Annotated in this window: 28 protein-coding genes; 26 read left to right on the forward strand and 2 right to left on the reverse strand. The window is 64.1% G+C overall.

Going from position 1 to position 26,343, the window contains the following annotated elements; translation table 11 throughout:
- Positions 1–24: 24 nt before the first annotated feature.
- The 12 genes from rpoZ to spoVM all read left to right on the forward strand — a co-directional run bounded on the left by rpoZ (position 25) and on the right by spoVM (position 12,345).
- Positions 25–225 (forward strand): DNA-directed RNA polymerase subunit omega, encoded by a 201-nt coding sequence (gene rpoZ / locus J3481_RS06965; RefSeq protein ID WP_206831202.1) that lies wholly within the window; start codon positions 25–27, stop codon positions 223–225.
- 88 nt (positions 226–313) lie between these two features.
- On the forward strand, positions 314–1,531 hold the full coding sequence (coaBC, locus tag J3481_RS06970) for a bifunctional phosphopantothenoylcysteine decarboxylase/phosphopantothenate--cysteine ligase CoaBC (protein ID WP_206831201.1): 1,218 nt from the start codon (positions 314–316) through the stop codon (positions 1,529–1,531).
- Complete coding sequence (gene priA, locus J3481_RS06975) at positions 1,528–3,933, forward strand: primosomal protein N' (protein ID WP_206831200.1); 2,406 nt, start codon at positions 1,528–1,530, stop codon at positions 3,931–3,933. Before coaBC ends, priA begins: the two co-directional genes overlap by 4 nt.
- Before the next feature lie 20 nt (positions 3,934–3,953).
- A complete protein-coding gene (def, locus tag J3481_RS06980) occupies positions 3,954–4,457 on the forward strand; it encodes a peptide deformylase (protein ID WP_206831199.1) in 504 nt (167 codons plus the stop codon).
- Complete coding sequence (gene fmt, locus J3481_RS06985; protein ID WP_206831198.1) at positions 4,454–5,398, forward strand: methionyl-tRNA formyltransferase; 945 nt, start codon at positions 4,454–4,456, stop codon at positions 5,396–5,398. Before def ends, fmt begins: the two co-directional genes overlap by 4 nt.
- The gene (gene rsmB, locus J3481_RS06990; protein WP_206831197.1) at positions 5,388–6,743 is read left to right on the forward strand and encodes a 16S rRNA (cytosine(967)-C(5))-methyltransferase RsmB; all 1,356 of its coding nucleotides are present in this window, start codon (positions 5,388–5,390) and stop codon (positions 6,741–6,743) included. The genes fmt and rsmB overlap by 11 nt, the downstream gene beginning before the upstream one ends.
- Before the next feature lie 28 nt (positions 6,744–6,771).
- Positions 6,772–7,818 carry a 23S rRNA (adenine(2503)-C(2))-methyltransferase RlmN gene (rlmN, locus tag J3481_RS06995; protein WP_206831196.1) on the forward strand — a complete coding sequence of 349 codons (1,047 nt, stop codon included), beginning with the start codon at positions 6,772–6,774 and terminating at the stop codon, positions 7,816–7,818.
- A gap of 49 nt (positions 7,819–7,867) precedes the next feature.
- A complete protein-coding gene (locus J3481_RS07000; protein WP_206831195.1) occupies positions 7,868–8,629 on the forward strand; it encodes a Stp1/IreP family PP2C-type Ser/Thr phosphatase in 762 nt (253 codons plus the stop codon).
- Positions 8,626–10,557, forward strand: coding sequence for a Stk1 family PASTA domain-containing Ser/Thr kinase (pknB, locus tag J3481_RS07005; protein ID WP_206831194.1), 1,932 nt, complete (start codon positions 8,626–8,628; stop codon positions 10,555–10,557). Before J3481_RS07000 ends, pknB begins: the two co-directional genes overlap by 4 nt.
- Before the next feature lie 11 nt (positions 10,558–10,568).
- The gene (rsgA, locus tag J3481_RS07010) at positions 10,569–11,444 is read left to right on the forward strand and encodes a ribosome small subunit-dependent GTPase A (RefSeq protein ID WP_206831193.1); all 876 of its coding nucleotides are present in this window, start codon (positions 10,569–10,571) and stop codon (positions 11,442–11,444) included.
- Complete coding sequence (rpe, locus tag J3481_RS07015; RefSeq protein ID WP_206831192.1) at positions 11,444–12,109, forward strand: ribulose-phosphate 3-epimerase; 666 nt, start codon at positions 11,444–11,446, stop codon at positions 12,107–12,109. Before rsgA ends, rpe begins: the two co-directional genes overlap by 1 nt.
- 152 nt (positions 12,110–12,261) lie before the next feature.
- Entirely contained in the window at positions 12,262–12,345 is an 84-nt protein-coding gene (spoVM, locus tag J3481_RS14945; protein ID WP_035469379.1) for a stage V sporulation protein SpoVM, read from the forward strand.
- A gap of 73 nt (positions 12,346–12,418) precedes the next feature.
- Here spoVM and rpmB read toward each other — a convergent pair whose 3' ends face one another.
- Complete coding sequence (gene rpmB / locus J3481_RS07025) at positions 12,419–12,610, reverse strand: 50S ribosomal protein L28 (protein ID WP_067849834.1); 192 nt, start codon at positions 12,608–12,610, stop codon at positions 12,419–12,421.
- A gap of 193 nt (positions 12,611–12,803) precedes the next feature.
- Here rpmB and recG point away from each other — a divergent pair, with 193 nt between their 5' ends.
- From recG to J3481_RS07050, 5 genes are all read left to right on the forward strand, one after another.
- Positions 12,804–14,840, forward strand: coding sequence for an ATP-dependent DNA helicase RecG (gene recG, locus J3481_RS07030; RefSeq protein ID WP_206882442.1), 2,037 nt, complete (start codon positions 12,804–12,806; stop codon positions 14,838–14,840).
- Positions 14,841–14,924: 84 nt separating this feature from the next.
- Positions 14,925–15,122, forward strand: a complete 198-nt coding sequence (locus J3481_RS07035) for an alpha/beta-type small acid-soluble spore protein (protein WP_067851242.1) — start codon at positions 14,925–14,927, stop codon at positions 15,120–15,122.
- A 135-nt stretch (positions 15,123–15,257) separates the two neighbouring features.
- Positions 15,258–16,037, forward strand: coding sequence for an archaetidylserine decarboxylase (gene asd / locus J3481_RS07040; protein WP_206831190.1), 780 nt, complete (start codon positions 15,258–15,260; stop codon positions 16,035–16,037).
- Between the two features lie 100 nt (positions 16,038–16,137).
- Positions 16,138–17,286, forward strand: coding sequence for an NAD-dependent epimerase/dehydratase family protein (locus J3481_RS07045; protein WP_206831189.1), 1,149 nt, complete (start codon positions 16,138–16,140; stop codon positions 17,284–17,286).
- A gap of 8 nt (positions 17,287–17,294) precedes the next feature.
- Positions 17,295–18,446: a glycosyltransferase family 4 protein gene (locus tag J3481_RS07050; protein ID WP_206831262.1), complete on the forward strand. Its 1,152-nt coding sequence runs from the start codon at positions 17,295–17,297 to the stop codon at positions 18,444–18,446.
- Positions 18,447–18,456: 10 nt separating this feature from the next.
- On the opposite strand, the gene J3481_RS07055 is transcribed toward J3481_RS07050, so the two are convergent.
- Positions 18,457–19,815: an amidase gene (locus tag J3481_RS07055; RefSeq protein ID WP_236011342.1), complete on the reverse strand. Its 1,359-nt coding sequence runs from the start codon at positions 19,813–19,815 to the stop codon at positions 18,457–18,459.
- Between the two features lie 345 nt (positions 19,816–20,160).
- Here J3481_RS07055 and rsmD point away from each other — a divergent pair, with 345 nt between their 5' ends.
- The 9 genes from rsmD to fabG all read left to right on the forward strand — a co-directional run bounded on the left by rsmD (position 20,161) and on the right by fabG (position 26,333).
- The gene (gene rsmD / locus J3481_RS07060; RefSeq protein WP_206831188.1) at positions 20,161–20,715 is read left to right on the forward strand and encodes a 16S rRNA (guanine(966)-N(2))-methyltransferase RsmD; all 555 of its coding nucleotides are present in this window, start codon (positions 20,161–20,163) and stop codon (positions 20,713–20,715) included.
- Between the two features lie 11 nt (positions 20,716–20,726).
- Positions 20,727–21,224 (forward strand): pantetheine-phosphate adenylyltransferase, encoded by a 498-nt coding sequence (gene coaD / locus J3481_RS07065; protein ID WP_206831187.1) that lies wholly within the window; start codon positions 20,727–20,729, stop codon positions 21,222–21,224.
- On the forward strand, positions 21,217–22,026 hold the full coding sequence (locus J3481_RS07070; protein WP_206831186.1) for a patatin-like phospholipase family protein: 810 nt from the start codon (positions 21,217–21,219) through the stop codon (positions 22,024–22,026). Before coaD ends, J3481_RS07070 begins: the two co-directional genes overlap by 8 nt.
- A gap of 45 nt (positions 22,027–22,071) precedes the next feature.
- The gene (locus tag J3481_RS07075; RefSeq protein ID WP_206831185.1) at positions 22,072–22,575 is read left to right on the forward strand and encodes a YceD family protein; all 504 of its coding nucleotides are present in this window, start codon (positions 22,072–22,074) and stop codon (positions 22,573–22,575) included.
- A gap of 36 nt (positions 22,576–22,611) precedes the next feature.
- Positions 22,612–22,788, forward strand: a complete 177-nt coding sequence (rpmF, locus tag J3481_RS14670; protein ID WP_008340528.1) for a 50S ribosomal protein L32 — start codon at positions 22,612–22,614, stop codon at positions 22,786–22,788.
- A 195-nt stretch (positions 22,789–22,983) separates the two neighbouring features.
- Positions 22,984–23,613: a transcription factor FapR gene (gene fapR / locus J3481_RS07085; RefSeq protein ID WP_236011343.1), complete on the forward strand. Its 630-nt coding sequence runs from the start codon at positions 22,984–22,986 to the stop codon at positions 23,611–23,613.
- Positions 23,610–24,644: a phosphate acyltransferase PlsX gene (gene plsX / locus J3481_RS07090; RefSeq protein ID WP_206831184.1), complete on the forward strand. Its 1,035-nt coding sequence runs from the start codon at positions 23,610–23,612 to the stop codon at positions 24,642–24,644. The genes fapR and plsX overlap by 4 nt, the downstream gene beginning before the upstream one ends.
- The gene (fabD, locus tag J3481_RS07095; RefSeq protein WP_206831183.1) at positions 24,641–25,600 is read left to right on the forward strand and encodes an ACP S-malonyltransferase; all 960 of its coding nucleotides are present in this window, start codon (positions 24,641–24,643) and stop codon (positions 25,598–25,600) included. Before plsX ends, fabD begins: the two co-directional genes overlap by 4 nt.
- Entirely contained in the window at positions 25,593–26,333 is a 741-nt protein-coding gene (gene fabG / locus J3481_RS07100; RefSeq protein WP_206831182.1) for a 3-oxoacyl-[acyl-carrier-protein] reductase, read from the forward strand. Before fabD ends, fabG begins: the two co-directional genes overlap by 8 nt.
- The last annotated feature ends 10 nt before the right edge of the window (positions 26,334–26,343 follow it).

Here is a 26,343-nt window from a genome sequence, read left to right on the forward strand (position 1 = left end):
GATTTCGATATGGGGTGACCGTCGTTGATTTATCCGTCCATCGATCGCCTGTTGGAGCGGTGCAACAGCAAGTACGCGCTCGTCGTGCTCGCGGCGAAGCGCGCGCGCAAGCTTCAGAACGAGACGTTGAATCAGCCCGGCGCGTCCACGACGCGGAACGTGAGCCGCGCGCTCTGGGAAATTCACGACGGCGTCGTTCGCTGCAAGAACTGGAACGGCGAGTGATCGTATTTCTTGATCGGGCGATGAGGCAGGACAACCGCGCGTTGTTCTGCCTCTTGTCTTGAAGGCAGGAGCCAAGGGAGGGTGCGGTATGGACAACAAGACCATCCTCGTCGGGGTGGGAGGAGGCATTGCGGCGTACAAGTCCGCGAATCTGTGTTCGCTCCTGGTGAAGCGCGGTTACGAGGTGCAGGTGCTGATGACCGAACACGCGACCCGGTTCATTCAGCCGCTCACCCTGCAGGCCCTGACCAAGCACCCGGTGATTTTCGATACCTTCGCGGAACCCAATCCGTCGGAGATTGCGCATATCGCGGTGGCGGATCGGGCGGATCTCTATGTCATCGCCCCGGCGACCGCGAATCTCATCGCCAAACTGGCGCACGGCCTGGCGGACGACATGGTCACCACCACTGCGCTCGCCGCGACTTGCCCCACGGTGGTCGCGCCGGCCATGAACGTCCACATGTTTGAACATCCTGCCGTGCAGGAGAATCTGGAGATCCTTCGCCGCCGCGGAACCCTCGTGCTGGATCCGGGCGAGGGGCCGTTGGCATGCGGTTACACGGGCCGAGGCCGCATGCCCGAGCCCGAGGACATCGTGGACGTCATCGAGGCCGTTCTGCACCAGGATCGGGATCTCGACGGACTGTCCATCCTGATCACCGCCGGGCCGACCGTCGAGGACATCGATCCCGTGCGCTACCTCACCAACCGCTCGAGCGGAAAGATGGGGTACGCGCTCGCTGAGCAGGCCGCGCGCCGTGGAGCCCGCGTGACGCTCGTCTCTGGCCCCACGCATTTGAAGCCCGTGCCAGGCGCCCGGATGGTGTACGTCCGATCGACGGAGCAGATGCTGCACGCGGTGAGCGAGTTTTTTCCCGAGGCGGATGCGTTCATTTCCGCGGCCGCGCCGGCGGATTTCCGACCCGCCCGCACGCTGGACCATAAATGGAAAAAGTCGCAGGGCCCACTCAAGCTCGATCTCGTCGAGACGCCGGACATCCTGCTCGCTGTTCATCGCATGAAGCGCCCGGGCCAAGTGGTGGTGGGATTTGCGGCGGAGACGGACGCGCCTGTGGAATACGCGCGAAAGAAGCTGTGCGACAAGGGCTTGGACCTTATCGTGGTGAACGACGTCACCAAGCCGGGCGCTGGTTTCGAGGTCGATACCAATCAGGTGACGCTCCTTGGAAAGGACGGATCGATGGAGGCGCTGCCGGTGATGGAAAAGCACCGCGTGGCGGACCACATCCTGACCCGCGTGCGCCAGGTCCTTCGCGTGTCGGACGGTGAGCGGCCTGTATGACCGCGCGCGTCGCGGAGATCGTGGTCGACGGAACGGCGCTGTTTTTGGACAAGCGCTTCGACTACCTCATTCCGCCCGGCATGGATGTGACCCCCGGCGTGCGCGTGGTCGTGCCGATGCGCGAGTCCGTGCGATCCGGCATCGTTTGGGCGGTGAAGGCGTCCGCGGAAGCCGGACAGCTTCGGCCCATCGCGCGCGTGGTGGACCGCGATCCGGTGTTGACACCGCACCAGATGCGGATGGCCGAATGGCTGTGCGATCGCTATGCCGCCACGCTTCCCGAGGCTGTGTCCGCCATCCTGCCTGGGGCGTTTCGCGTGCGCGCCCGCAAAGTGCTGGTCGCGGCGCCGGAAGCGTCCATTCCCGATGACGTGAGGGCTCTGCCGCTGTTTCGCTTCATCGCCGAGTGCGAGCCCGAGTGGCGCGACATCCGGGCGAGATCGAAGGCGGATGAACGCAAGGCGCGGGAGTTCCTGCGGGCCGGATTTGTCCGCGAAGATCTGCGGGTCGATGAGGCGGTTGGGGAGAAGCGGCAGGCGTACTTGGTGGCGCGTGCGCCGGCCGAAGAACTGCGGCGCGAAGGGGAACGGCGAAGCCGAAGGGCGCCGCGCCAGAGCGATCTCCTGTTACAGCTCGCCGCCTGTCGCGAACTGATCTGGGACAGGCGCGCGCATCCGCCTTCCTCGGTCGCGCCGCTCGTCGAGGCGGGGCTTGTGGAAGTGGCGGAGCGGCGCGTTTCCCGCGATGGCGATCGCGGCGAAGAGGAGCCTTGGCCCGAGCTCACGCCCTATCAGGCGGCCGCCGTGCGGGCGCTCGCCGAGATGTCCCGGCACGGCCACGGTGTGGCGCTCTTGCACGGCGTGACCGGCAGCGGCAAGACGGAAGTGTATTTGCACCTGATCCGCGCCGCCATCGAGCAGGACGGGCAGGCGCTTGTGCTCGTGCCGGAGATCGCGCTCACGCCGCAGCTGGTGCGCCGGTTCCAACGCCGGTTCGGCGGAAAGGTGGCGGTGCTTCATTCGGGGCTGTCGCTCGGCGAACGGCGCGAAGAGTGGACGCGCGTGCTCGCCGGTGAGGCGAGCGTGGTCATTGGGGCGCGATCGGCGGTGTTCGCGCCGATGCGCAGGCTGCGGCTGGTGGTGATCGACGAGGAACACGAACCTTCGTACAAGCAGGAGGACGCGCCGCATTACGACGCGCGGGAAGTCGCGCTGTGGCGCGCTCGGGAGGCGGGGGCGCTCGTGGTGCTGGGTTCGGCGACGCCGTCGCTCGCGTCCATGTATCGGGTGGAGCGCGGCGAGGCCAGGCTTGTCTCCCTCCCCGTGCGAGCCAACGGGAAGCCCTTGCCGCCCGTGGACGTGATCGACATGCGCGAGGAACTGCGCGCGGGCAATCGCTCCATCTTCAGCCGGCGGCTCGCGGAAGAGCTGGAGCGGACGGTGGCGCAGGGCATGCAGGCCATCCTCTTTTTGAATCGGCGCGGGTTCGCGCACGCGGCGCTGTGCCGGGCGTGCGGGCACGGCATGGAATGCCCGCGCTGCGACATCCACCTCACGGTGCACCGCAGATCCCACGGCCACGTCCTCATCTGCCATTACTGCGGTCATGAGGAGCCTCTCATCCGCCGCTGTCCCGCCTGCGGCGAGGAGGCGCTCGTGCCGTACGGGTTGGGGACGGAGCAGGTGGAACACCATCTGCTGCGGGAGTGGCCGAACCTGCGCGTGCTGCGCATGGATTTCGACACCACGCGCCGCAAGGGGGCGCTTGAGTCGATCATCGAGCGGTTTCAGCGGGGCGAGGCGGATGTGCTCGTGGGGACGCAGATGATCGCCAAGGGCCTCGACTTTCCGCGCGTGCGGCTGGTGGGCGTGGTGGCGGCGGACGCGATGCTCACGCTCCCGGATTACCGGGCGAACGAGCGCGCGTTTCAGTTGCTGACGCAGGTCGCGGGAAGAGCCGGGCGCGCGGATACGGACGGGATGACGCTCATTCAGACGTATCAGCCCGGGCATCGCGCCATCGAAGCTGCGAGATCGCACGACTACCGCATGTTCTATGAGCGCGAGCGGGAGGGCCGCGCCTTCTTTCGCTATCCGCCTTTTTGTGAACTGGCGGTCTTTCTGGCCTCGCACACGGAGGAGCGGCTGGCGCACGGCGCCGCGGCGAGATTCGAGCGGGAGCTGGAGCGTTCTCCGTCTGCTGGCAACTTGACCATCTTGCCGGCGGGGCCAAGCGGCATTCGGCGGATCGATAACGTGTATCGCTATCAGGTTGTCATCAAGTACGCGGCGTGGCAGGATGTGAAAGAGGACGTCGTGCGCGCGTACCGATTGGTGAAGGAGAAAATGAATCGGCTGGGCGGCTCGGCGGCGCTCGATGTCAATGCCCAGCGGATTGGATAGTCGACAGGGAGGGACGCGAGATGGCAATTCGCATCATTCGCAAGGGAGAAGATCCGGCGCTGCGGCAGAAGGCCCAAGTGGTCACGCAGTTCACCCCGGCCATTCACCGGCTCCTGGACGATATGGCGGAGACGATGTACGACGCCGGCGGGATTGGGCTGGCGGCCAACCAGATCGGCATCTTGAAGCGGCTCGTCGTGATCGACGTGGATCCCAAGGAGGACAGCTTCGCGAAGCGCGCCTGGATCGAGCTTGTGAATCCCGAAATCGTGGAGCGGCGCGGGGTGCAGCGCGAGCGGGAGGCGTGCCTGTCGCTGCCGGGGCTCTCCGGGGTGGTCGAGCGCGCCGCGTACGTGCGCGTGCGGGCGCAGAATCGATATGGGGAATTCTTTGAGATCGAGGGGCGGGATCTTTTGGCGCGCTGCCTGCAGCACGAAATCGATCACCTGGATGGCATCCTGTTCACCGACTACCTCCGCCCGGAGGAGATTGAGCGTCAGGCGGTCGGAGAGTCGTCGCGATGACGGTGCGCGCGGTCTTTCTGGGCACGCCGGATTTCGCGGTTCCGAGTCTGGAGGCGCTGTGCCGGCTTGGCTACGAAGTGGTCGTGATCACGCAGCCGGATCGACCGCGGGGAAGGTCGCGGCAACTCGCGCCGCCGCCTGTGAAGGCCCGCGCCCTGGAGCTCGGCCTTCCCGTCTGGCAACCTGAGCGGCTGCGCGACGTCATGGAGGACATTCGCCGGTTCGCGCCGGATGTGTTGGTCACCGCGGCGTTCGGCAAGATCCTGAGCGAGGCCCTGTTGAACCTGCCGCGCGTCGGGGCGGTCAACGTGCACGCCTCGCTCCTTCCGCGTTGGCGGGGCGCCGCGCCCATTCAGCGCGCCATTTGGGCCGGCGACGCGGAGACAGGGATCACCCTGATGCAGATGGTGCGCGAGCTCGACGCGGGGCCCATTTTGGCGCAGGCGCGCGTGGCCATCGAGCCGACCGATACGGCCGGATCGCTGCACGACAAACTGGCCGCGCTCGGCGGCGAAGTCTGCGCGCGCTATCTTCCGCAATATATCGCGGGCGATCTCGCCCCTATCCCGCAACCTGCGGACGGCGTCACGTATGCGGAGAAGCTCACGCGCGAGGACGAGTGGATCGATTGGACGCGCTCTGCGGCCGAGATCGACCGGCAGGTGCGGGCGCTCGCGCCGGTGCCCGGGGCGAGCGCGGCGCTTGTGACGGGCGAAGAGCTGAAGATCCTCTCGGGGCGGCCGCTCGACTTGGGTCCGTTCGGCGATCCGGGCGAAATCCGGGCGCGTGGAGATGGGCTGTGGGTGTCGTGTGGCGCAGGGGTGTACGAAATCGCGGAAGTGAAGCCAAGTGGTCGCCGCGCGATGCCCGCAGGGGCCTTTTGGCGCGGCCTGCGTGGGCAAGCTGTGCGCATGAGGGGGAAGGTGCCGGATGATCGCTGAAGGCAGGCAGCGCGCGTACCAGGCGCTCATCCGCGTCGAACGGGATGGCGCCTATTTGAACCTCGCTCTCCAGCAGGCGCTTGCCGGCGCCGACTTGGACGATCGCGACCGCGCGCTGGCCACCGAGATCGCGTATGGAACGCTGCGCCGGCAGATCACGCTCGATTGGCTGTTATCGCCGCTCGTGCGCCGGCCCTTGTCGAAGCTGGACCCCGAGGTGCGCGTCATCCTGCGGATGGGCGCCTACCAAATGTCGTGGCTGACCCGCGTGCCCGCTTACGCGGCGGCGAATGACGCGGTCGAACTCGCCAAGCGACATCGTCCGCAGGCTGCGCCGTTGGTCAACGCGGTGCTTCGTCGCTACGCCGAGGGCGCGGCGGAATGGGAGGAGAGGCTGCGGCGGGAACTCGCGGGCAGGGGCGACGTCGAGCGCTGGTCCGTCCTGTTTAGCGTGCCCGCCTGGATGGTGGAGCGGCTGACGGCCGATCACGGGGCGGAGCGAGCGCTCGCGGCTCTTCGCTCCATGAACGAGCCCGCGGCCATGTCCCTGCGCGTGAATCGGCTTCGCGCATCCCGCGAGGCAGCCATGGCCCGGCTCGGCGAGGAGGGCGTTCACGCGACGCCCGCCGTCATCGCGACGGACGGTCTGCGGGTGCAGGGACAGGTGGATGTGACGCGGCTTCGCGCCTATCGCGACGGAGACGTGACGATTCAAGACGAGGGCGCGATGCTCGTGGCTCCGTTGCTCCGCCTGGAGCGCGGCATGCGCGCGGCCGATCTGTGCGCGGCGCCGGGCGGCAAGACGACGCACATGGCTGAGATCATGGAGGATGAGGGCGAGATCGACGCCTACGACGTGACGGTCGCCAAGGTACGGGCCATCCGCCAACAGGCGGAACGGCTCGGCCTTCGCAGCATTCACCCAAAGCTTGCCGACGGCAGACGTGTGGAACCCGAAGCGCCTTATGACGCGGTGCTCGTGGACGCGCCCTGCACCGGTCTTGGCGTGATGCGGCGGCGGCCGGATCTGAGGTATCGGAGGCGCCCGGAAGACGTCAAGGCGTTGGCGCAGCTGCAGCGGGATTTGCTGCGCCGCGCATGCGCCATCGTCCGGCCGGGCGGGTGTGTCGTATACTCGACGTGCACGCTGCTCTGGGAGGAAAATGAGGCTGTGGTGCGCGACGTGGCGGGCGATCCGTCTGTCGGCGTGCGCATCGAGGACGTTTCGGGCGATCTTCCACCTGAACTTGCGATGCGCGGGGGAGACGGTTGCGCGGGATTTTTGCTGTGGCCGGACTGGCACGGGACGGACGGTTTTTTCATGGCGCGGCTTCGCCGCGTTTGACAGATGGCATCTGCGGGGAGGTGAGACGATGGTCCACCTGTACAATTTCACGCTTCCGGAATTGCGCGACTGGGTGGTGCAAGAGCTCGGTGAGCGGCCGTTTCGAGCGGTTCAGCTCTACGAGTGGATGTACCAAAAGCGCGCCAAGTCGTTCGAAGAAATGACGAATCTGCCCAAGTCCCTCCGAGAGCGCCTGAGCCGGATCGCGTATCTAAGGTCCGCCGAGCAAGTCGTCAGGCAGGATTCCAAGGTCGATCCGACGACCAAATTTTTGCTCGCGTGGCCGGACGGAGTGACGGTCGAGTCGGTGCTCATGCGCCATCGGTATGGGAACAGCGTCTGCGTCTCCTCCCAGGTTGGGTGCAAAATGGGGTGCACCTTCTGCGCGTCGACCCTCGGCGGCATGATTCGGCACATGACCGCGGGCGAGATGGTGGAGCAGGTCATGCACAGCCAGGCGCTCCTGGACGAAGTGGGACAGCGCGTATCCTCCGTCGTGGTCATGGGCTCGGGAGAACCGATGGACAACTACGACCAGGTCATGCGTTTTATCGACATCATCACGGATGAACACGGTCTGAATATCGGTCAGCGGCATATCACCGTTTCGACGGTCGGTCTCGTCCCCGGCATCCGCCGCTTGGCCGAAGAAGGCCGGAACATCACGCTCGCGGTCTCGCTGCATGCGCCGAACGACGCGATTCGCAGCCGCATGATGCCCGTCAACAAGGCGTACCCGATTGCCAAGTTGATGGAGGCATGTCATGATTACTATCGAAAAACGGGCCGCCGGATCTCGTTCGAATATGCGCTCGTGGCGGGCGAGAACGACAGCCTGGATTGCGCCAAGGAGCTGGCGGATTTGCTCAAGGGTTTGCCATGCCACGTGAACCTGATTCCTGTCAACTACGTGCCTGAGCGCGGGTATCGGCGCACCGACAGGAAGCAGATTTTCGCGTTTTGGCGCGCGCTGTTGGACGCGGGCGTGAATGCCACCATTCGCCGCGAGATGGGTCACGACATCGCGGCGGCATGTGGGCAGCTTCGCGCCCAGTACGCGAACCGGCAAGCCTGAGGCGGAGCAGACCCTGGATGAGGCTCGGTTCGGGAGTCGAGGTGTTGAGATGATTTACGCGGCGAAATCTCATATCGGGCTGGTGCGCACGATGAATCAGGACGGCTACGGGGTCGTGGACAACCTGCCCGTGGGCGTGCTGTTCGTGGTTGCCGACGGCATGGGGGGACCGCAAGCGGGAGATGTGGCCAGCCGAATCGCCGTGGAACGGGTGACCGAGTACGTCGGCCGGCATTTGTCGGTCGATGCCAATCCTCAGGAGGTCGTCCTGTCGGCCATCGCGGACGCGAACGATGAAATCTACAGGCAAGCGACCGCGGTGCCGGCGTACGCGGGCATGGGCACCACCATCGTGTGCGCGCTGGCGCTTTCCGACAAGATCGTGGTGGCTCACGTGGGCGACAGCCGCGCCTACGCGTTGACCGGCGGAGCGTTTCGCCAGGTGACCGAAGATCACAGCCTCGTGGCCGAACTGGTTCGCCGCGGTCATCTGTCCGCTTCGGAGGCGAGACACCATCCGCAGCGGAATATTGTGACGAGATCGCTCGGCACCGAGCCTGTGAGTCTTCCCGATTTGACCGAGTTGCCCTGGGCGGAGGGCGACGTGTTGCTCCTGTGTTCGGATGGACTTTCGAATTTCGTCGAGGACGATGAGATCAGGTCGTTTTTGGAGCAGGCGCGCGATGCGCGTGCGACGCGCGACGTATCGGCGACTGTCGAAGGGATGATTCAGCTGGCGCTCGACCGGGGCGGGACGGATAATGTCACCGCACTTGTCGCTGTGCATCGAGAGGAGGACACCATCGGATGACGGCGCGCGCGCTCGGGGGTCGATACCGTCTCGAGCAGAAAATCGGCGAAGGCGGAATGGCGGTGGTGTATCGCGCCATCGATACCCTGCTCGACCGCACGGTAGCCGTCAAAATGCTGCGCAGCCAGTATGCGGAGGACGAGGAGTTCGTTCGCCGTTTTCGTCAGGAGGCGCAGGCCGCTGCGCGTCTGTCCCATCCGAACATCGTCAATGTGTACGACGTGGGCGTCGAGGACGGTCAACAGTACATCGTCATGGAGTATGTCGACGGACCGACGCTCAAGGACGTGATTCTCGAGCGCGCGCCGCTTCCGGTCGAAGAAGTGATCCGGATCAGCCGGCAGATCTGTTCTGCTCTGCAGCATGCGCACGAGTTGCACGTGGTTCATCGGGACATCAAGCCGCACAACATCCTCCTGACCAAGAGCGGCCAGGTCAAGGTGGCGGACTTCGGCATCGCGCGGGCTGCGACAGGGCAGACCATCGCACACCGACAGGCCACGACGGTGTTGGGATCGGTCCATTACTTTTCTCCTGAGCAGGCGCGGGGCGGCCCGACGGATGCCAAGAGCGACATCTATTCGCTCGGTGTCGTCATGTACGAAATGCTGACGGGCAAACTTCCGTTTGAAGGAGACTCGCCTGTCAGCGTCGCGCTGAAGCACTTGCGCGAGCCCTTTGTCGAGCCGCGGGAGATCAACAAAGACATTCCGCAGAGCGTGGAGAACATCGTTCTGCGGTGTCTGGTGAAGGAACCGGAAGGCCGCTATCCCAACATGGCTGCGGTCATGGCCGATCTCGACGTTGCGCTCGCGCGCCCTGACGTGCCCAAGTTCGCGCCATCCGAAGGAATGGACGACAAGACCATCGTGGTGCCCGCCATGGGCGATCGCTTGAGCGAGGCGCTCAAATCCGCACAGGTGCAGGGAGAGCGTTCGGCCGCTCCGAGCTCGCGCGCGTCCAAGCCTCCCATGGCTCCATGGAAACGAGCGAGTCTCATCGCGGGCATTGTGGTATTGTCCCTCGCCGCGCTCGGCTTTGGCAGCTACGCAGCCATTGTCATCGTGACGCGGCTGTTGACCGTGCCGAACGTGGAGGTGCCTTCTGTCGTTGGCAAACCCGTGGCGTCGGCCGTGGCGACGCTTGAGGCCGCAGGGTTTTCCAAACAGCAAATTCAGGAGAAGTTTGAGCCAAATCTCAAGGCTGCGTCGGGCATCGTCTATCAACAGTCCCCCGCGGGAAATACTCAGGTCAAAAAAACGAGGGACATCACCTTGTATGTGAGTCAGGGCGCGCCGAAGGTGGCGGTCCCCGACGTGACGAACGAACCTTTGGATCAGGCCAAACAGGCGCTCACCAGTGCTGGCTTTTCGGCTGACAACATCGTCGTTCAGACGGACACGAGCACATCGGTTCCGTCGGGCGACGTCATCTCGAGCGATCCGGCGCCCGGCACCCAAGTGCCCATCACGTCCAAGATTACGCTCACGGTCAGCCAACAACAGTACGTGACGGTGCCCAAACTTGTGGGTCTGACGCTTCAGCAGGCCGAGGCCGCCATCCAGGCGGCAGGGCTGACGCTCGGCACCGTGACGCCGAGCGATCTCGCCAGCCAAAATCCCCTGGTTTCCTACGCGTATCCGTACATCCAGGGAGACCGGGTGCCGGTGGGTTCGACCATCAATCTCTACGTCGTGCCTAACCCAGCCTCCATCCCGCCCTCCAATGGGACGGCAAACGGCACCGGGAATTCGGTGGACAACGGGACGGAAAACGGAACCGCGAACGCATCGCCGGACAACAGTTCCGCTGGGAACACGACGGCTGGCGTGACTGGCAACGCCGTGGCGCCCACGGTCGAGACCGCGCCTGCCCCGCAGCCGCCGGGCAAGTCGGCGCCAGGCCAATTGAAGCATGACGGGCATTGAGGGGGAGCGCGGTGAGAGAAGGGCGTGTGATTCGCGCCATCAGCGGATTCTTTGACGTGTTTGACGAAGGATGCGTTCGGCGGTGCCGGGCGCGCGGCGTGTTCAAGGTCAAGGGGACGACGGTTCTGGTGGGGGATTTTGTCCGCTACGAACCCGTCGGTTCCCAGGAGGGCATCATACGCGAAGTGCTTCCCCGGCGGACGATGCTCATCCGCCCGCCCATCGCCAACGTCGATCACGTCGTGGTCGCCTGTTCCTTCGTGACGCCGGATTTGAACTTCTATATGCTTGATAAGACCTTGCTTCAAGCGAGTGTCGCGGGCGTGGAACCAACCGTCGCATTCACCAAGGCGGACCTGGCGTCGCCCGATCGCGTTTCTGCGACCGTCGAGACCTATCAGCGCCTGGGGTATGAAGCGGTCGCCGTCGCCGCCAAACGCGGCGAAGGCGTCGCAGTGGTTCGAGCGCGCCTTGTGGGGCGGGTCACGGTGCTCGCGGGACCTTCCGGCGCGGGCAAGTCGACGCTCGCCAACGCCCTGGCGCCGGGCATCTCGTTCAAGACCGGGGAAGTGAGCGAAAAGATCGGCAGAGGGCGACAGACCACGCGCCATGTCGAACTGGTTCGGCTCGACGACACCACGTGGATCGCGGATGCGCCAGGGTTCAGCCAATTGCAAATCCCCGTGCCTTCGCGCGAGGTGAGGCTTCACTTTCCGGAATTTCGCGCCTTGGCCGAGGACTGCGCGTACCGTGATTGCCTTCACCTGGATGAGGACCACTGCGCCGTCAAGCAAGCGGTGGCGGAGGGGCGGGTGCCCGCCAGTCGCTACGCATCGTACAAACAGTTGTACGAGGAAGCCCGCGAACAGGAGTTGAGCGCATACTGATGAGAACACCGGTGATTGCTCCCTCCATTTTGTCGTCGGATTTCGCCAGGTTGCGGGATGAAGTCGAAGACGTGATTCGAGCCGGGTGTGACTGGATCCACATCGATGTCATGGATGGCCATTTCGTCCCCAATCTGACGCTGGGGCCGCCCGTCGTGAAGGCGCTCAGGCGCCACGTGCAGGCCACGTTCGACGTGCATCTGATGGTCGATGCGCCCGAGCGCTGGATCTCGGCCTTCGTCGATGCGGGGGCCGACCTCCTCACGGTGCACTACGAGGCGACACCGCACGTGCATCGCGCGCTGCAGATGATCCGCGAATCCGGGCGCAAGGCGGGTTTGGCGCTGAATCCAGGCACGTCTCCGGACGGGTTGTCGTATCTGTTGGCCGACGTCGATCTCGTCCTCGTGATGACGGTCAATCCTGGCTACGGCGGCCAGTCGCTCATTCCCAGCACGTTGGCCAAGGTGGCCGAGGTTCGGCGCATGCTGGATGACGCCGGACGCCACGACGTGCATGTGCAGGTGGACGGAGGCATCCATCCGGGAACGATTCGGCAAGCGAGGGAAGCGGGCGCAGACGTGTTTGTCGCCGGATCGGCCGTGTTCGACGAGCTCGATCGCGCCGGCGCCATTGAGGCGTTGCGCGCGGCGCTTCGCGAGTAATGCGAATTTCAAGCTCGTCCTGGCACATTTCGACAGGGGGCGCATATACATAGCTAGCGACAGACGCCTATGCCCTCGAGGCAGAGCGGGACTTGCGGCGAGTCAGACTCCGCTCCGACAATGGCGCAGGTTGTTCGAGGGGGGTAGAGGTCGTGAAGGTCTATACGATCAAATTGCCGCGCTTCCTGGGAGGAATTGTGAAAGCTGTGCTCAGCACATTCACGAAGGACGAGTGACGCGCAGCACAAGCGCACGGATGCGAACCCATCATAAAAAGAAAAAAGCACCTGCACGGTGCTTTTTTCTTTCTCAGATGGCGCGTTTCACCTTACCCGCTTTCAGGCAACGAGTGCAGACGCGGATGCGCTTCACAGAGCCGTTCACCTCGGCGCGCACCGTCTGCAAGTTCGGGTACCAACGCCGCTTCGTCAGGATGTGCGAGTGGCTGATCTTGTTACCGACCTGTGGACCCCGACCGCAAACTTCACAACGGCGAGCCATTCGAGCACCTCCGTTTCCTTTGATTGTATGGAAAGGAAGCCTCACGCGAAGGCTTGGGCGTGATGAACCTCGCCTAGCTTAGCATATTCTCCGAGAATCCCGCAACCGTTCTTCCAGGCGTCCTCGTGGGTATAGTACAATGGGGCAGAGTTGCGCCGCGGTATGGCGGCTTTGACACGGGGAGGGCGGCGCATTGTCGCTCAGATCGCTGTCCGTGCGCGCTCTGCCGGGCGTGGGCCCGCAGAAGGAACGCGCACTCGAAGCACTCGGCATTCAGACGGTCGACGATTTGCTTCACACGTACCCCTTTCGTTACGACGAACGGCTGGAGAAGCCGTTTCCCGAATGGCGCGACGGCGATCGCGTCACCGCCCGGGCGATCGTCGAAGGGCCCGTGCAAGTGCGGTGGCGCGGCTCGAAGTCCATCATGACGGCTCGCGTCCGCGTGGACGGCCAACACCCGGTCATCTGTCTCTGGTTTTCGCAACATTATCTGCGCGCCAAGCTGTCCGACGGGCGTTTCATCGTGGTCACCGGGAAATGGAACGAATCCCTGCGCCGTTTGGTCGTCAGCGAGACCTCCTTCGACACCGGAGCCTCGCCGACTTCGCTGGTGCCTGTGTATCGCGCCAGCAAAGAGATTTCGACGAAGGCCATCCATCAACTGATTCTCAAGGCGTTGGAGCAGTACGGGGATCAAATTGCCGAGTCGCTGCCGTACGCTCTCGCGCGCAAATACAAACTGTGGAGCCATCGCGAGGCGCTTGTCGGCATCCATCGCCCACAATCGCGCGAGGACGTCCGGCAGGCGCGGCGACGGTTGGTGTTCGAGGAGTTTCTTTTGTTTCAAATTCAGCTCCAGTGGCTTCGGGCGCGGCGCGAACAACCTTCGGGGCGCGCTCAACCCGTTCCAGACGACGCGCTCGCCGCGTTCGAAGCGCTGTTACCCGGACCCATGACAGCCGCCCAGCGGCGGGCGTGTGAGGACATCCTTCGAGACCTTCAGCGCCCCGCGCCGATGGCGCGCCTCATTCAGGGCGACGTGGGCTCAGGGAAGACGTGGGTTGCCCTGTTCGCGTGTTACGCGGTGCACATGGCCCACGGACAGTCCGCCCTCATGGCGCCGACCGAAATCCTCGCGGAACAGCACGCGCGGCTCGCTCGGCAACTCCTCGAGCCGGCCGGTGTGCGCGTGGAGCTTTTGACCGGATCGGTGACAGGGCGGGAGCGCGATCGCGTCTTGTCCGGCCTCGCCTCCGGCGAAGTTTCGCTCGCGGTCGGCACGCATGCGCTCCTGTCGGACGGCGTCGAGTTCCGCGATCTCGCCCTGCTCGTCACCGATGAACAACATCGGTTCGGGGTGGCGCAGCGCGCCAAACTTCGCGAAAAAGGCCGCGCGCCTGACGTGCTCATGCTGTCGGCCACGCCCATCCCGCGGACACTCGCGCTCGCCATCTACGGCGACATGGACGTTTCCGTCTTGGACGAGCTGCCGAAGGGCCGAAGGCCCATTCAGACCATCGCGGTTCCGGCGCAGGACGACGAGGCCGCGCTGCGCCTCATCCGCAGGGAGTTGGCGCGCGGGCATCAAGCCTATATCGTGGCACCTGCCATCGAGGCGTCGGATCGCGACGACGTGACGTCCATCACCGAGCTCTACGGCCGCGTGGCGGAGCACTTGGCGGGATTTCGCGTCGAGCTCCTGCACGGGCGGATGTCGACCGCCGACAAAGAGCGCATGATGCGCGAGTTTCGCGCCGGCGCCGTCGCCGCCCTTGTCGCAACGACCGTGATCGAGGTCGGTATCGACGTCCCGAATGCCACCGTCATGGCCATCTACGGCGCGGAGCGTTTCGGCTTGGCCCAACTGCATCAATTGCGCGGACGGGTCGGACGCGGCCCCCATCAGAGCTACTGTGTGCTCGTTCACGAGGCGTCGACCGAGGCGGCCCGCGCGCGGATTGAAACGATGCTCCAAACGACCGACGGCTTCGAAATCGCGGAGCGCGATCTGGAATTGCGCGGACCAGGCGAACTGTTCGGCTTGAAGCAAAGCGGGCTTCCTGAGTTTGCCCTCGGCGATCTCGCCCGCGATTACCGGATCATGGAGGTGGCGCGCGAAGAGGCGTCGCATCTCGTCCAGCGCGACGACTTTTGGTACGCTCCGTGGGCCGAGGGACTGCGCGAGGCGCTGAAAGAGGCGGTGGACAAGGTTTCGTATCGAGATTGATCCCTCCATGAGTGGATTGAAGTTACACCTATAATTCCATCTCCCCCGAACATACTACGGTACACCAAGGGGAGGTGAAGGGTGATGGCAAACCAGAACAGCAGCAACAAGGTGCTTGTGCAAGGCGCCAATCGCGCGCTGGACCAGATGAAGTACGAGATCGCGACGGAGTTCGGCGTTCAGCTGGGCCCCGACACGACGGCTCGCCAGAACGGTTCGGTGGGCGGCGAGATCACGAAGCGCTTGGTCGCCTACGCCGAGCAACAGCTTGCGGGTCACTAAGCGAGGCGACGAACGAGGGTTGGCTCAGGCCAGCCCTCGTTCCATGATGAAACGCCATCTCGCGCACTATAATGAGACGTGATCGGGCAATGCATGTGAGAGGCGGGATGGCATATTCGTATAACGAGAGCGGCCTTGTACGCCTTCCCCAAACGCGCGTACACCATGTGTCTTCGCCGCTTTGTCGGTTCGGCCCTCAGCCGTCGGGCCATTCCTTGGTTTATACGCCACTACAACATCGAACTTCGTGACGTGGCGGGAGACGTGTCCGACTATCGCACGCTTGGCGAGTTTTTCGCCCGCCAGCTCAGGCAAGGGGCGAGGCCGATTGAGGACGGGATCACGTCGCCAACAGACGGCCTGGTCCGCGAGATCGGGCGTCTCGATGGGCACCATCGCCTCTTGGTCAAGGGTGCGCTGTTCGATCTGACGCAACTCGTCCAGGATCCACATCTCGCAGAGGAGTTGTCGGGCGGCCACGTGGTGACGGTGTACCTGAGCCCGCGCGACTATCACCGCATTCACGCCCCGGTGGACTGCAGGCCGGAGCGCGTGTGGCGAATCCCGGGCAAGCTGTTCCCGGTCAATCCTGCGTCCACCAAGGCGATTCCAGGACTGCTCGCGCAAAATGAGCGGGTTGTGACGCGGTTTTCCACGCCGATGGGCCCGTTCGCCATGGTGATGGTCGGTGCTTGTGGCGTGGGCACCATCCACTTGCGATACGCGGTGAGCCGAGGAGGCCGCCTGGAGCTGATGCCGGATCGCGCCTATCGACGGGGCGAGGAAATCGGTCACTTCGCGCTCGGCTCGACCGTGGTGGTGTTGTTCCCTCCGTCTTGGGAACTGAAATGGACCGTGCAACCGGGAGAAGGGGTGCGCATGGGGCAGAAAATAGCAGTTGTATCCATGGATTGAAATGACTCGGTAGAACCTCGTACTTGCTGCGCCGATCGAAAACTTGTACATTGGTAAGGAAGTCAGTAGTGCTAGCGGAATGTTGGGGTGAAGACATAACGTGAAGATTATCATTGCTGGCGGTGACGGGTTTTGTGGGTGGCCGACGGCGCTTCATTTCTCGGAGCGCGGTCACGAGGTGGCCATCGTCGACAACTGCATTCGCCGCGAGTGGGACAAGGAACTTGGGACCCGCTCGTTGACGCCCATCGCCACCATCCAGGAGCGTCTCGCGGCGTGGAAAGAGATTTCGGGCAAGGAGATCAAGCTGTACTACGGCGATCTTCAGGATTATGAATTTGTCCGACACGTGTTCGAGGACTTCGAGCCGGAGGCGTTTGTCCATTTTGCCGAGCAGCGCTCCGCTCCGTACTCGATGATCGACCGCGATCACGCCGTGTTCACCCAGGTGAACAACGTGGTGGGCACGCTCAACGTGCTGTTCGCGATGAAAGAGACTGTTCCGGACTGCCATCTCATCAAATTGGGCACAATGGGCGAGTACGGAACCCCCAACATCGACATCGAAGAGGGGTATATCCGAATTCAGCACAAAGGGCGCGAGGACGTCCTCCCGTATCCGAAGCAGCCCTTCTCGTTCTATCACCTTTCCAAGGTGCACGACAGCCACAACATCATGTTTACTTGCAAGTCGTGGGGCATTCGGGCCACGGATCTGAATCAGGGCGTGGTGTACGGGCTTTGGACGGACGAAACGCGCCGGGACGAGCGGTTGTACAACCGCGTCGACTACGACGGCGTGTTTGGAACTGCGCTGAACCGCTTCTGCGTGCAGGCTGCGGTCGGCCATCCGCTCACCGTGTACGGAAAGGGCGGACAGACGCGGGCGTTCCTCGACATCCGGGACACGCTCCAGTGCATTGAACTCGCGGCGCTTCATCCCGCGGATCGCGGCGAATTCCGCGTCTTCAACCAGTTCACGGAGCAGTTCTCCGTGCTGCAACTGGCCGAGCGCGTGCAGAAGGTGGCGCGTGAAATGGGCCTGGACGCGGAGATCGAACATCTGCCCAATCCGCGCGTCGAGAAGGAGGAGCACTACTACAACGCGGTGCACACCAAGCTCCTCGACCTCGGCCTCAAGCCGCACTACCTGTCGGACGAGCTGATTCGCGAGCTCATCCAGACGGCGCAGCGGTACCGCGATCGCGTCGACTTCGATGTGATCCGCCCGAAAGTGACCTGGAGGTAACGGTGAGCATGAGGATCGCGATGTTTACGGAGACGTTTCTGCCGTCGACCGACGGGATTGTCACGAGGCTCTGTGCCACGCTGAAGTATTTGGAGCGCGAGGGCCACGAGGTGTTGCTGTTCGCCCCGTCGGGATCGCCGGAGAGGTACGCTTCCGCAACCATCGTCGGGATCCCCGCGATGCCGTTCATCCTCTATCCCGAAAAGCGGTACTCGTTGCCGTTGCCGCGCATCGGTAAACACCTGCGCGCGTTCCGCCCGGATCTCATTCACGTGGTGAATCCGGCGTTTCTGGGCATCGGGGGCATCTACTACGCGTGGAAATCGCACCTGCCCCTGGTGGCTTCGTACCATACGAATGTGCCGGCCTACGCGCGACATTACAAGCTGGAATTTCTCGAGCCGCTGCTCTGGTGGTACTTTCGGACCCTTCACAATCGGGCGCATCTCAATCTCGCGACGTCGCGCGCGACGCTCAGCGAGCTCGAGCGCCAAGGGTTTCAAAACCTGGCCCTGTGGGAACGAGGTGTCGACGTCGAGCTGTTTCGCAGCGCCCCGTTCAGCGAGGAGATGCGCCGGCGGCTCGCGCCCGAGGCGAAACCGGGCGATCGCGTCTTGCTCTACGTCGGCCGGTTGGCGTCGGAGAAGAACATCGAGCGCATGCGCCCGGTTCTCGACGCCATGCCGGATCTGCATCTCGCCATCGTCGGCGATGGACCCCATCGTCCTGAACTCGAGCGGATCTTCGCCGGGACGCGCACCCACTTCACCGGCTATCTGCACGGAGAGGAACTCGCCAAGGCCTACCGTGCGGCGGACGCCTTCCTGTTTCCGTCGACCACCGAGACGCTTGGGTTGGTGCTGTTTGAGGCCATGGCGGCCGGGCTGCCCATCGTGGCGGCGGACAGCCCGCCCACGCGGGAGGTGCTGGAAGACGGCCGGGCTGGCTTCATCTTCGATCCCGACTCGACCGAGTCGCTCATTGCCACGGTGGATCTCGTGATGCGGGACGAGGCGAGGAGGGAAGCTATCAGGCAGCGCGGCCTGGCCATCGCGGAGCAACTGGATTGGGAAGGGCCGAGCAAACAACTCGTCAGTCATTACGAGCGGGTTCTTCAGTCGTTCAGCGTCGTCGCGGGCGCCGTCACCGGCACCCGCTGACGGCGCTTTTTTAAGGCAGGTGCGAAGCAAGGTCAGCCTCGATGCGGCGCGCGATGCGAATGAGGTCGGCGTCGCCGTCCGGTTTCCCCACGATTTGAAGCCCCATCGGCAATCCACTCACCTGGCCGGCCGGGATGGAGATGGCTGGCGCGCCAGACAGATTCCATGGATTCGTGAATCGCGTGAGCAACGGCCTGACGGCTCGCTCTTCCCCCGCAATCAGGACGTGCGTCTCGCCCAAGCGTGGGGCCGGGATGGGCGTGGTCGGGAGAAGAATGCAGTCGTATTGGGCAAACCAACGGCGGACGGTGTCGCGAAAACGGGCGCGAAATCGCAAACTTTCGGCGTAGGACGACGCGTCCACGCGGGCGCCCTCTTCCAGGCGTTCGCGGACATCGGCGCCGTACGCGTCGCGGTGCTCGTCGAGCCAGGCGCGATGCGTCGCATACGCTTCCGCGCCCAAAATGTTGGACTGATGGCGAGCCACCTCGTCGGCGTCCAGCTGGATGGAACCGGCGACTTCGAGGGTGCCGCGGCTCTGCAAGAGGTGGGTCAGGGCTTCAAACCAATCCGAGACCTCCGGCGCCGCAAACCGGCGGACCAAATCCGGCACCACAGCCGCGCGGACGCGGCCGCAAGGCGCTGGCAGTGAGAGCCAGGCGTCAGGATCGATGTCGGCCATGATCGCGGTGACCCACGCGGCGTCCTCGACCGAGTTCGCGAGGGTGCCGACGTGATCGAGCGAGGGCGCCAGGGGCAGGACCCCATCGGTGGGAACCAGGCCGTAGGAGGGCTTGAATCCGACACATCCCGTGAGCGCAGCCGGGATTCGAACGCTGCCGCCTGTGTCGGTGCCGACGCTCGCCTGAGCCATACCGCCCACGACGGAGGCGGCGCTGCCGCCGCTCGAACCCCCCGTGATCCGCCCGGGATCGCGCGGGTTTCGCGCAGGGCCAAAATGCGGATTTTCGTTGGTCACGCCAAACGCGAATTCGTGCAGATGCGCTTTCCCAATGATGAGGGCGTGGGAACGCTGCAGCCTGGTGACGCACAGGGCGGTGCGATCCGGCACGTGTTCCCGGAAGCGGCCGTGCCCGTACGTCGTTGGGAGAAACGAGGTGTCGATGAGATCCTTGACGCTCACCGGGATGCCGGCCAAAGGCCCCAAACCTTCGGGGAATCGCGCCGCCATTTGATCGATGGCCGCGGCCTGTTGGCGGCTGATTTCCGTCGCCACGCAGAGCAGCGCGTTCAGCCGTCCGTTCTCCCGCTCGACAGCGGCGAGCCACTGCGCGAGCGAGGCGGACGCGGACAGATCCCGGCCGAGTCGAGCCACTTGTTGTCGAATGGTGAGGGGGTTGGGTGACAAGGGAATCGCCTCCGTCCTCCAAGGCTCAACATGCCTGACACGATTATAGCGGACGGAAGGCGCGACATGCGGGCGGCGGACGAAGCGAAAATCAAACAGGCCCCGCGCCCGGGTTTGCGCGGGGCCCTGCGCCAGATGGCCTGACGCGTTCTGGGAGAGGAGAAACCGGAGGAAGAGTGGATGGGGATCGCCTCTTCGCACTCGGTTGCCACAACAGCTGTCGCCGTTGTCATTCACAGAATGTCCAAAACCAGGAACGGGTATACGTCCCGTTGGCGCTTGCGTCCAGTTGTGATACGTTGATGCAGAGACAGGTGGTCCTGCTCATCCGAGAGGAGATCGGCTATGCGGGTCATTGCCGGGAATTGGCGCGGCATTTCGCTTGAGGCGCCAAGAGGCGACGCGGTCCGGCCCACCACCGATCGCGTCAAGGAATCGATGTTCAACCTGATACCCCACCAGCTGGGCGGATTGGTGCTCGATCTGTTCGCCGGCTCCGGGGCGCTCGGGATCGAGGCCTTGAGCCGGGGCGCGGCGCGCGCCATCTTCGTCGACAAGGACCCCCAATCCGCCAGACTCGTTCGCCGCAACCTCGAGCGGGTCGGCGCCTTGGCGCAGGCCGAGGTCTGGGTCATGGATTGGGCGCGCGCGGTTCGGCGTTTCGAAGCGTCAGGCGACGTCGCCTCGTACGTGTTTGTGGATCCGCCGTATCGTGAACACCTGTGGATACCGGTGCTTCTGGCGCTGCCCGCCGAACGAGTTGACGGGGCCGTCGTGTGCGAAGTGCCTGCTTCCGTCGATTTGCCCGATCAGGTGGGCGAGTTTTCGCTTCATAAAGCGCGCAGGTACGGCGACATCTCCGTCCGGATTTACAAGGGCCGATCTGGCGTAGAGATATAGGAGGGGTCTGCATGCGCAAAGCCGTGTACCCTGGAACCTTTGATCCCATCACGCTCGGGCATCTGGACGTGATCGCGCAGGCGGCGCCGCTGTTCGGCGAGCTCGTGGTCGCGGTCCTGCACAACCCGGCCAAGCGCCCGTGGTTCGATCTCGACGAGCGGCTGGAAATGATTCGCGACGCCGTCGCTTCGTTCCCGCACGTGCGCGTGGACGCCTTCAGCGGCCTGCTGGTGGACTATTGCAGGGCGTCTGGGATCGAGTGCGTGGTCCGAGGGGTGCGCAACCACGTCGACCTTCAGAACGAGATGGCCATGGCTCACATGAACCGCGCGCTCTACGGCGATCTCGTCACCCTTTTCGTCCCCACCTCGCCCGAGTGGTCGTTCGTGAGCTCGTCGCTCGTCAAGGACGTCGCGATGCACGGGGGCGACGTCACGCGATTCGTGACGCCGCGCGTCGCTCGGGCGCTTGCGGCGCGGGCGGAGGGAATGGCGAATCGCCATGCCTGACCGGGACGGATCGCCCAAGAGGGTCAAGGTCGGCGTCGCCCTCGGTTCGGGCGGAGCCAAGGGATTCGCGCACGTCGGCGTGTTGCTCGCCTTTGCGGAGCACGGCGTTCCTGTCCATGCCATCGCCGGATCGAGCATGGGGGCGCTGGTCGCTGGCGTGTACGCGATGGGGGTGCCTCCGCGCGTCATGCGGGCGCTCGCCGTGAACTTGAGGCGCCGGCACTGGTTGGACTTCACCGTTCCCAAGATGGGCTTTATCCAGGGAGAGAAGGTGCGCGCGGTGGTGGCCACCATGACCCGCCAAGGGACGTTCGCCGACACCGCCATCCCGCTCGCGATTGTGGCGACCGATCTGATCCAACGCCAGTTGGTGGTGTTCCGATCGGGTCTCATCGCCGATGCCGTCCGCGCAAGCATCTCCATTCCCGGCGTGTTTGTGCCCGTCGTGCGGGACGGCGCCGTGTACGTGGACGGCGGTGTGCTCGAGCGGGTGCCCGTTCAGGCGTGCTGGGATCTCGGCGTCGATCTCGTCATCGCGGTCGACGTGGGGGTGACACCGCGCGGAACGCCGCCGACCTCGGCCATGGACGTGATCATGCAGAGCCTCGAGCTGATGCAGGACGAGGCCCTTCGAGCCCGCGATCGCGGCGCAAGTCTGACGATCGTCCCGGAGGTCGCGCACATCGGTACCGCGCAGTTTCAGCGGGCGGCTGAAGCCATCGATCTCGGCTATCAGGCGGCAGTCGCGCAGTTGGACCGGATCTGGGATGCCATTGACCGCGCGGGCGCCTTTGTGTCATAACAGCAATGCCGGCGTCCGCTGGCGCGGCAGAAAGGGGTTCATCCGATGAACATCGATGTGGAACGGTTGAAGGAAGAGGGCGAGCTCGATCTCGCCGAGATCGTGTCGCTGCCGCGCATCGCTCAGGAAGTGGTGGACATCGAGTCGCTGGACGATGTCAACGTCCGTTTGCACGCCACGTACCATCATCCGTATGTGGTTGTGCGCGGCGAGCTGGACACGGTGGTTCATTACGTGTGCGCCCGCTGTCTGGGCGAGTTTGCGCGTCCTCTGACCGCGCCCTTTCACGAGCGATACACGACCGACGAACACAAGGCCGAGGACGAGGTGCGCTTTGTCGGCGACGAGTTCGTGGACGTCACGCCGGAGCTGGAGCAGGCCATCTTTTTGGCCATCGACAATCGGCCGCTCTGCAAGGAAACCTGTCAGGGGCTGTGTCCCGTATGCGGACGCGATCGCAACCTGGGGGCGTGCGGCTGCGACCTTCGGCCCATCGATCCGCGGCTGGAGGCGCTCAAGGGCTTGCTTTCCGACCATGGTTCGGAGTAAGATAGTGCGCGGTACGCGGAAAAGGGGGTGGGTTCTGTGGCGGTCCAACAACACCGGGTGTCGAAGACGAGAAAGCGCAAGCGCCGTACGCACTTCAAGCTGGAGCAGCCGACGCTGGTCACCTGTCCCCAGTGTGGTGAATACAAGCTTCCGCATCATGCGTGCACGAGCTGCGGTACGTACAAAGGGCGAGTCGTTCTGTCGGTCAAGTGAGCGAAAGGTCTAGAGGCTGTCCGTCACCGCGCAGGGAAACCGCGGTTGTGGACAGCCTCTTTTCGCATCGTCCGACGCGGGCCGCGCGCATTCGACGGATTGCAACATAGACGGGCGCGGGAATTCTCGGTATCATGATGAGGTGTACTCAGTGGGAATCTCCGTCTCGGCGCGGCCGCGCCGGGTGAAAGAGGCATGGATCATCGCAACGTGATGGGTCGAAAGAGGGTATCTGCACTGAAAAAGTCGGAGCGCCGGTATGCGCTGGTGGCACTCCTGGAACAGAATCCGTTTGCGACCGACGAGCAATTGGCCGAACAATTCGGGGTGAGCGTCGCGACCATCCGGCTGGATCGCAGCGCGCTTCACATCCCCGAGGTCCGCGAGCGCATCCGGCGGATGGCTTCGGACCGGCAGGACCAGGTGCGTTCGCTCGACGAACAGGACCTGATTGGGCGCCTCACGAAGCTCGAATTGAACCGTCACGCCGAATCGGAGTTGACGATTCAGATAAACCATGTGTTCAAACGCACGCAGATCGTGCGCGGCCACGTCCTGTTCGCGCAAATCAATTCCCTCGCCGTGGCGGTCATGGATGCGGACTTCGCAGTGACGGCCAAAACGGAACTGCGGTTTCTGCGCCCTGTGCGCCTGGGGGAGACGGTGCGAGCAAGAGTTGACGTGATCGGAGAACACGGCGGGATCGTGCGCTGTCGGGCGGTGAGCCACGTGGGCCACGATACCGTGGTGGAAGGTGTGATTTGGGTGTACAAGGATCCTTCCCACGCTGGGGTGCAGTCGATGAACGAGGGGGAAACCGAGTGATCACGATGGCCGTGGACGCGATGGGCGGCGACTACGCTCCGGAGGCCCCGATGCAAGCGCTGTGCCAGGCTGCGGCTCTGTACACCGACACGAAGTTCATCGTGATCGGCGATGAGGCGCGGATTCGGGAATTGGGAGGGGCGAAGCTGCCCGACAATGTCGAAGTGCGCCACACCGACGTGGTGATTGCGGGGGACGAGGAACCCGTCCGGGCCGTTCGGCGCAAGCCGAATTCGTCCCTTGTGATGGCCGCCACGCTGGTGGCGAACAAAGAGGCGGACGTGATGGTCTCTGCGGGCAACACGGGGGCCATCATGGCGGCGGGTACGCTGATCATCGGCAGATTGCCGGGGGTGGAACGCCCCGCACTCGCGCCCATTCTGCCGACGTTCGACGGGCGAGGGGTGCTGTTGTTGGACGCAGGCGCGACCATGGACGCGTCGGCGGAAAACTTGTTGAGCTACGCGTACATGGCGGATGCTTACGTGCGTCACGTCCTCGATATCGAGAAGCCCCGCATCGCGCTGTTGAACGTGGGCACCGAGGACTCGAAGGGCAACGCGGTGGTGAAGCAGGCGTTCGCGCTTCTGTCGCAGTCCCAGCTGAATTTCGTCGGCAACATCGAAGCCCGCGAGATGATGGCGGGATGCGCCGACGTGGTCGTCTGTGACGGCTTCGTCGGCAACGTGGTGCTGAAACTGGCGGAAGGGATCGGGCTCGGTCTGTTTTCTGACATCCGGACCGTCCTGACCCAGACCATGAGCGGCAGACTTGCGGCGCTGCTCGTGGGGAAGCGCCTGCGGCAGATGCGCGCCCGGTACGATTGGGCCGAGCACGGCGGAGCGCCCTTTCTCGGCGTGAACGGCGGTTGTTTCAAAGCGCACGGAAGCAGCAACGCGCGCGCATGGTTCATGGCCATCACCCAGGCGCGGAAGTTCATCGCAAATGATCTCCTGCACAAGCTGACGACAGCGATGGGTGAGCGCCGTGTGTCTGTGCCAAATTCGGAGTTCGGAGAGGGTCGAACATGAACGTCGCATTCGTCTTTCCGGGGCAGGGCGCCCAGTACGTGGGCATGGGGCGCGCCATTTTTGAGGAATATCCTGTCTCTCGTGCGCTCCTCGAAGAAGCCGATGACGTGCTCGGCATGAAGTTGTCGGACATCATCCTCCAAGGGCCGGAAGATACGCTTCGCCTCACCTACTACACACAGCCGGCTCTGTTGACCGTGAGCGTCGCCATCTGGCGAGCCCTCGTCGATCGGGTGGATATTCAACCGGTGGCCGTGGCGGGGCACAGTCTGGGCGAATACTCGGCGCTCGTGGCGGCGAAAAGCATCGCCTTCGCGGACGCGGTGAAACTCGTATATCAACGCGGCAAACTGATGGATGAGGCGTATCCCGCCGGGCAGGGCACGATGGCGGCCGTCCTTGGGCTCGACGAGGAGCCGCTCCGCAGCGTGTGCGAGCAAGCCAGCGCGGAGACCGGCGCAGTGGTCGAACTCGCCAACGTGAACTGTCCAGGGCAGATCGTCATATCCGGGGCGAAGGCAGCTGTGGAACGGGCTGCAGAGTTGGCAAAAGAGGCAGGAGCACGCCGCGTCATGCCGCTGAACGTCAGCGGGCCGTTCCACTCGAGTCTGATGCAGCCAGCGGCCGATCGGCTGGGCGAGCTGTTGGACGAGGTGGAATTTGCGGACGCCGACACGCCCGTCGTGGCGAATGTGGACGGCCACCCGCGCCGGATGGCCTCCGATTTGCGCGATGCGCTGAAGAAACAGCTTGTCATGCCGGTTCGGTTTGTGGACTGCGTCCTTTCGATGAAGCGGCTCGGCGTCGATTGCGTCGTGGAACTGGGGCCTGGCACGGTGCTCAGCGGTTTGGTGCGCAAGATTGACAAGTCGTTGCAAACCGCGCATGCAGAAGACCCTGCGACGCTCGACGAGGTGTGCGCGCTCCTGACGCGAGGAGGTGATGAGCGTGAGTGAGGCTCGCGTGGCTCTGGTCACCGGTGCGTCCCGCGGAATCGGGCGGGCGATTGCGCTCGAACTTGCCGCGCAAGGCAAGGATGTCGTCGTGAATTACCGGGGTGGCGCGGAACTCGCGGCGGAGACGGTGCGCGCCATTGAGGGACTTGGGCGCCGCGCCGTGGCCATCCAGGCCGACGTGTCGAGGCCCGAGGAGGCGAAGCGGCTCGTGTCGGAGGCGCTCGCGGCCATGGGGCGGATCGACATCCTCGTGAACAACGCCGGCATCACCCGCGACGGGCTGTTGGTGAGGATGAGCGATGACGATTTCAACCAGGTCCTTGACACGAACCTGCGCGGCGCGTTTTATTTGATTCGCGAGGTCGCGCGGCCGATGATGAAGGCGAGATGGGGCGCCATCGTGAACATCACCTCCGTGGTGGGGATCATGGGCAACGCAGGTCAAGCCAACTACGCGTCGGCCAAGGCGGGGCTCATCGGATTGACGAAGGCGACCGCGAAAGAGCTTGCACCTCGCAACATCACGGTCAACGCCGTCGCGCCCGGCTATATCGACACCGACATGACGCGCGAATTGGGCGAGGAGCGGATGCGGGATCTGCTGGCGCACATCCCGCTCGGCAGGACGGGGCACGCCGACGAGGTGGCCTACGCGGTCGCGTTCCTGACGTCCGACAAGGCCCGCTACATCACGGGCCAAGTTCTCGCTGTCGACGGCGGCATGGCCATGTAGTATACTGCAA

The sequence above is a fragment of the Alicyclobacillus fructus genome (assembly GCF_017329605.1).
GTDB classification, from domain to species: domain Bacteria; phylum Bacillota; class Bacilli; order Alicyclobacillales; family Alicyclobacillaceae; genus Alicyclobacillus; species Alicyclobacillus fructus.

Coding starts and splice junctions, on each gene's coding strand:
- fabD (WP_206831183.1), top strand. CDS start 24,641: ATGAACGTCGCATTCGTCTTTCCGGGGCAGGGCGCCCAGTACGTGGGC.
- J3481_RS07070 (WP_206831186.1), top strand. CDS start 21,217: ATGCCTGACCGGGACGGATCGCCCAAGAGGGTCAAGGTCGGCGTCGCC.
- pknB (WP_206831194.1), top strand. CDS start 8,626: ATGACGGCGCGCGCGCTCGGGGGTCGATACCGTCTCGAGCAGAAAATC.
- coaBC (WP_206831201.1), top strand. CDS start 314: ATGGACAACAAGACCATCCTCGTCGGGGTGGGAGGAGGCATTGCGGCG.
- priA (WP_206831200.1), top strand. CDS start 1,528: ATGACCGCGCGCGTCGCGGAGATCGTGGTCGACGGAACGGCGCTGTTT.
- rpmB (WP_067849834.1), bottom strand. CDS start 12,610: ATGGCTCGCCGTTGTGAAGTTTGCGGTCGGGGTCCACAGGTCGGTAAC.
- J3481_RS07050 (WP_206831262.1), top strand. CDS start 17,295: ATGAGGATCGCGATGTTTACGGAGACGTTTCTGCCGTCGACCGACGGG.
- coaD (WP_206831187.1), top strand. CDS start 20,727: ATGCGCAAAGCCGTGTACCCTGGAACCTTTGATCCCATCACGCTCGGG.
- rsmD (WP_206831188.1), top strand. CDS start 20,161: ATGCGGGTCATTGCCGGGAATTGGCGCGGCATTTCGCTTGAGGCGCCA.
- def (WP_206831199.1), top strand. CDS start 3,954: ATGGCAATTCGCATCATTCGCAAGGGAGAAGATCCGGCGCTGCGGCAG.
- rlmN (WP_206831196.1), top strand. CDS start 6,772: ATGGTCCACCTGTACAATTTCACGCTTCCGGAATTGCGCGACTGGGTG.
- J3481_RS07075 (WP_206831185.1), top strand. CDS start 22,072: ATGAACATCGATGTGGAACGGTTGAAGGAAGAGGGCGAGCTCGATCTC.
- rpe (WP_206831192.1), top strand. CDS start 11,444: ATGAGAACACCGGTGATTGCTCCCTCCATTTTGTCGTCGGATTTCGCC.
- rsmB (WP_206831197.1), top strand. CDS start 5,388: ATGATCGCTGAAGGCAGGCAGCGCGCGTACCAGGCGCTCATCCGCGTC.
- fapR (WP_236011343.1), top strand. CDS start 22,984: ATGGATCATCGCAACGTGATGGGTCGAAAGAGGGTATCTGCACTGAAA.
- J3481_RS07000 (WP_206831195.1), top strand. CDS start 7,868: ATGATTTACGCGGCGAAATCTCATATCGGGCTGGTGCGCACGATGAAT.
- fmt (WP_206831198.1), top strand. CDS start 4,454: ATGACGGTGCGCGCGGTCTTTCTGGGCACGCCGGATTTCGCGGTTCCG.
- J3481_RS07035 (WP_067851242.1), top strand. CDS start 14,925: ATGGCAAACCAGAACAGCAGCAACAAGGTGCTTGTGCAAGGCGCCAAT.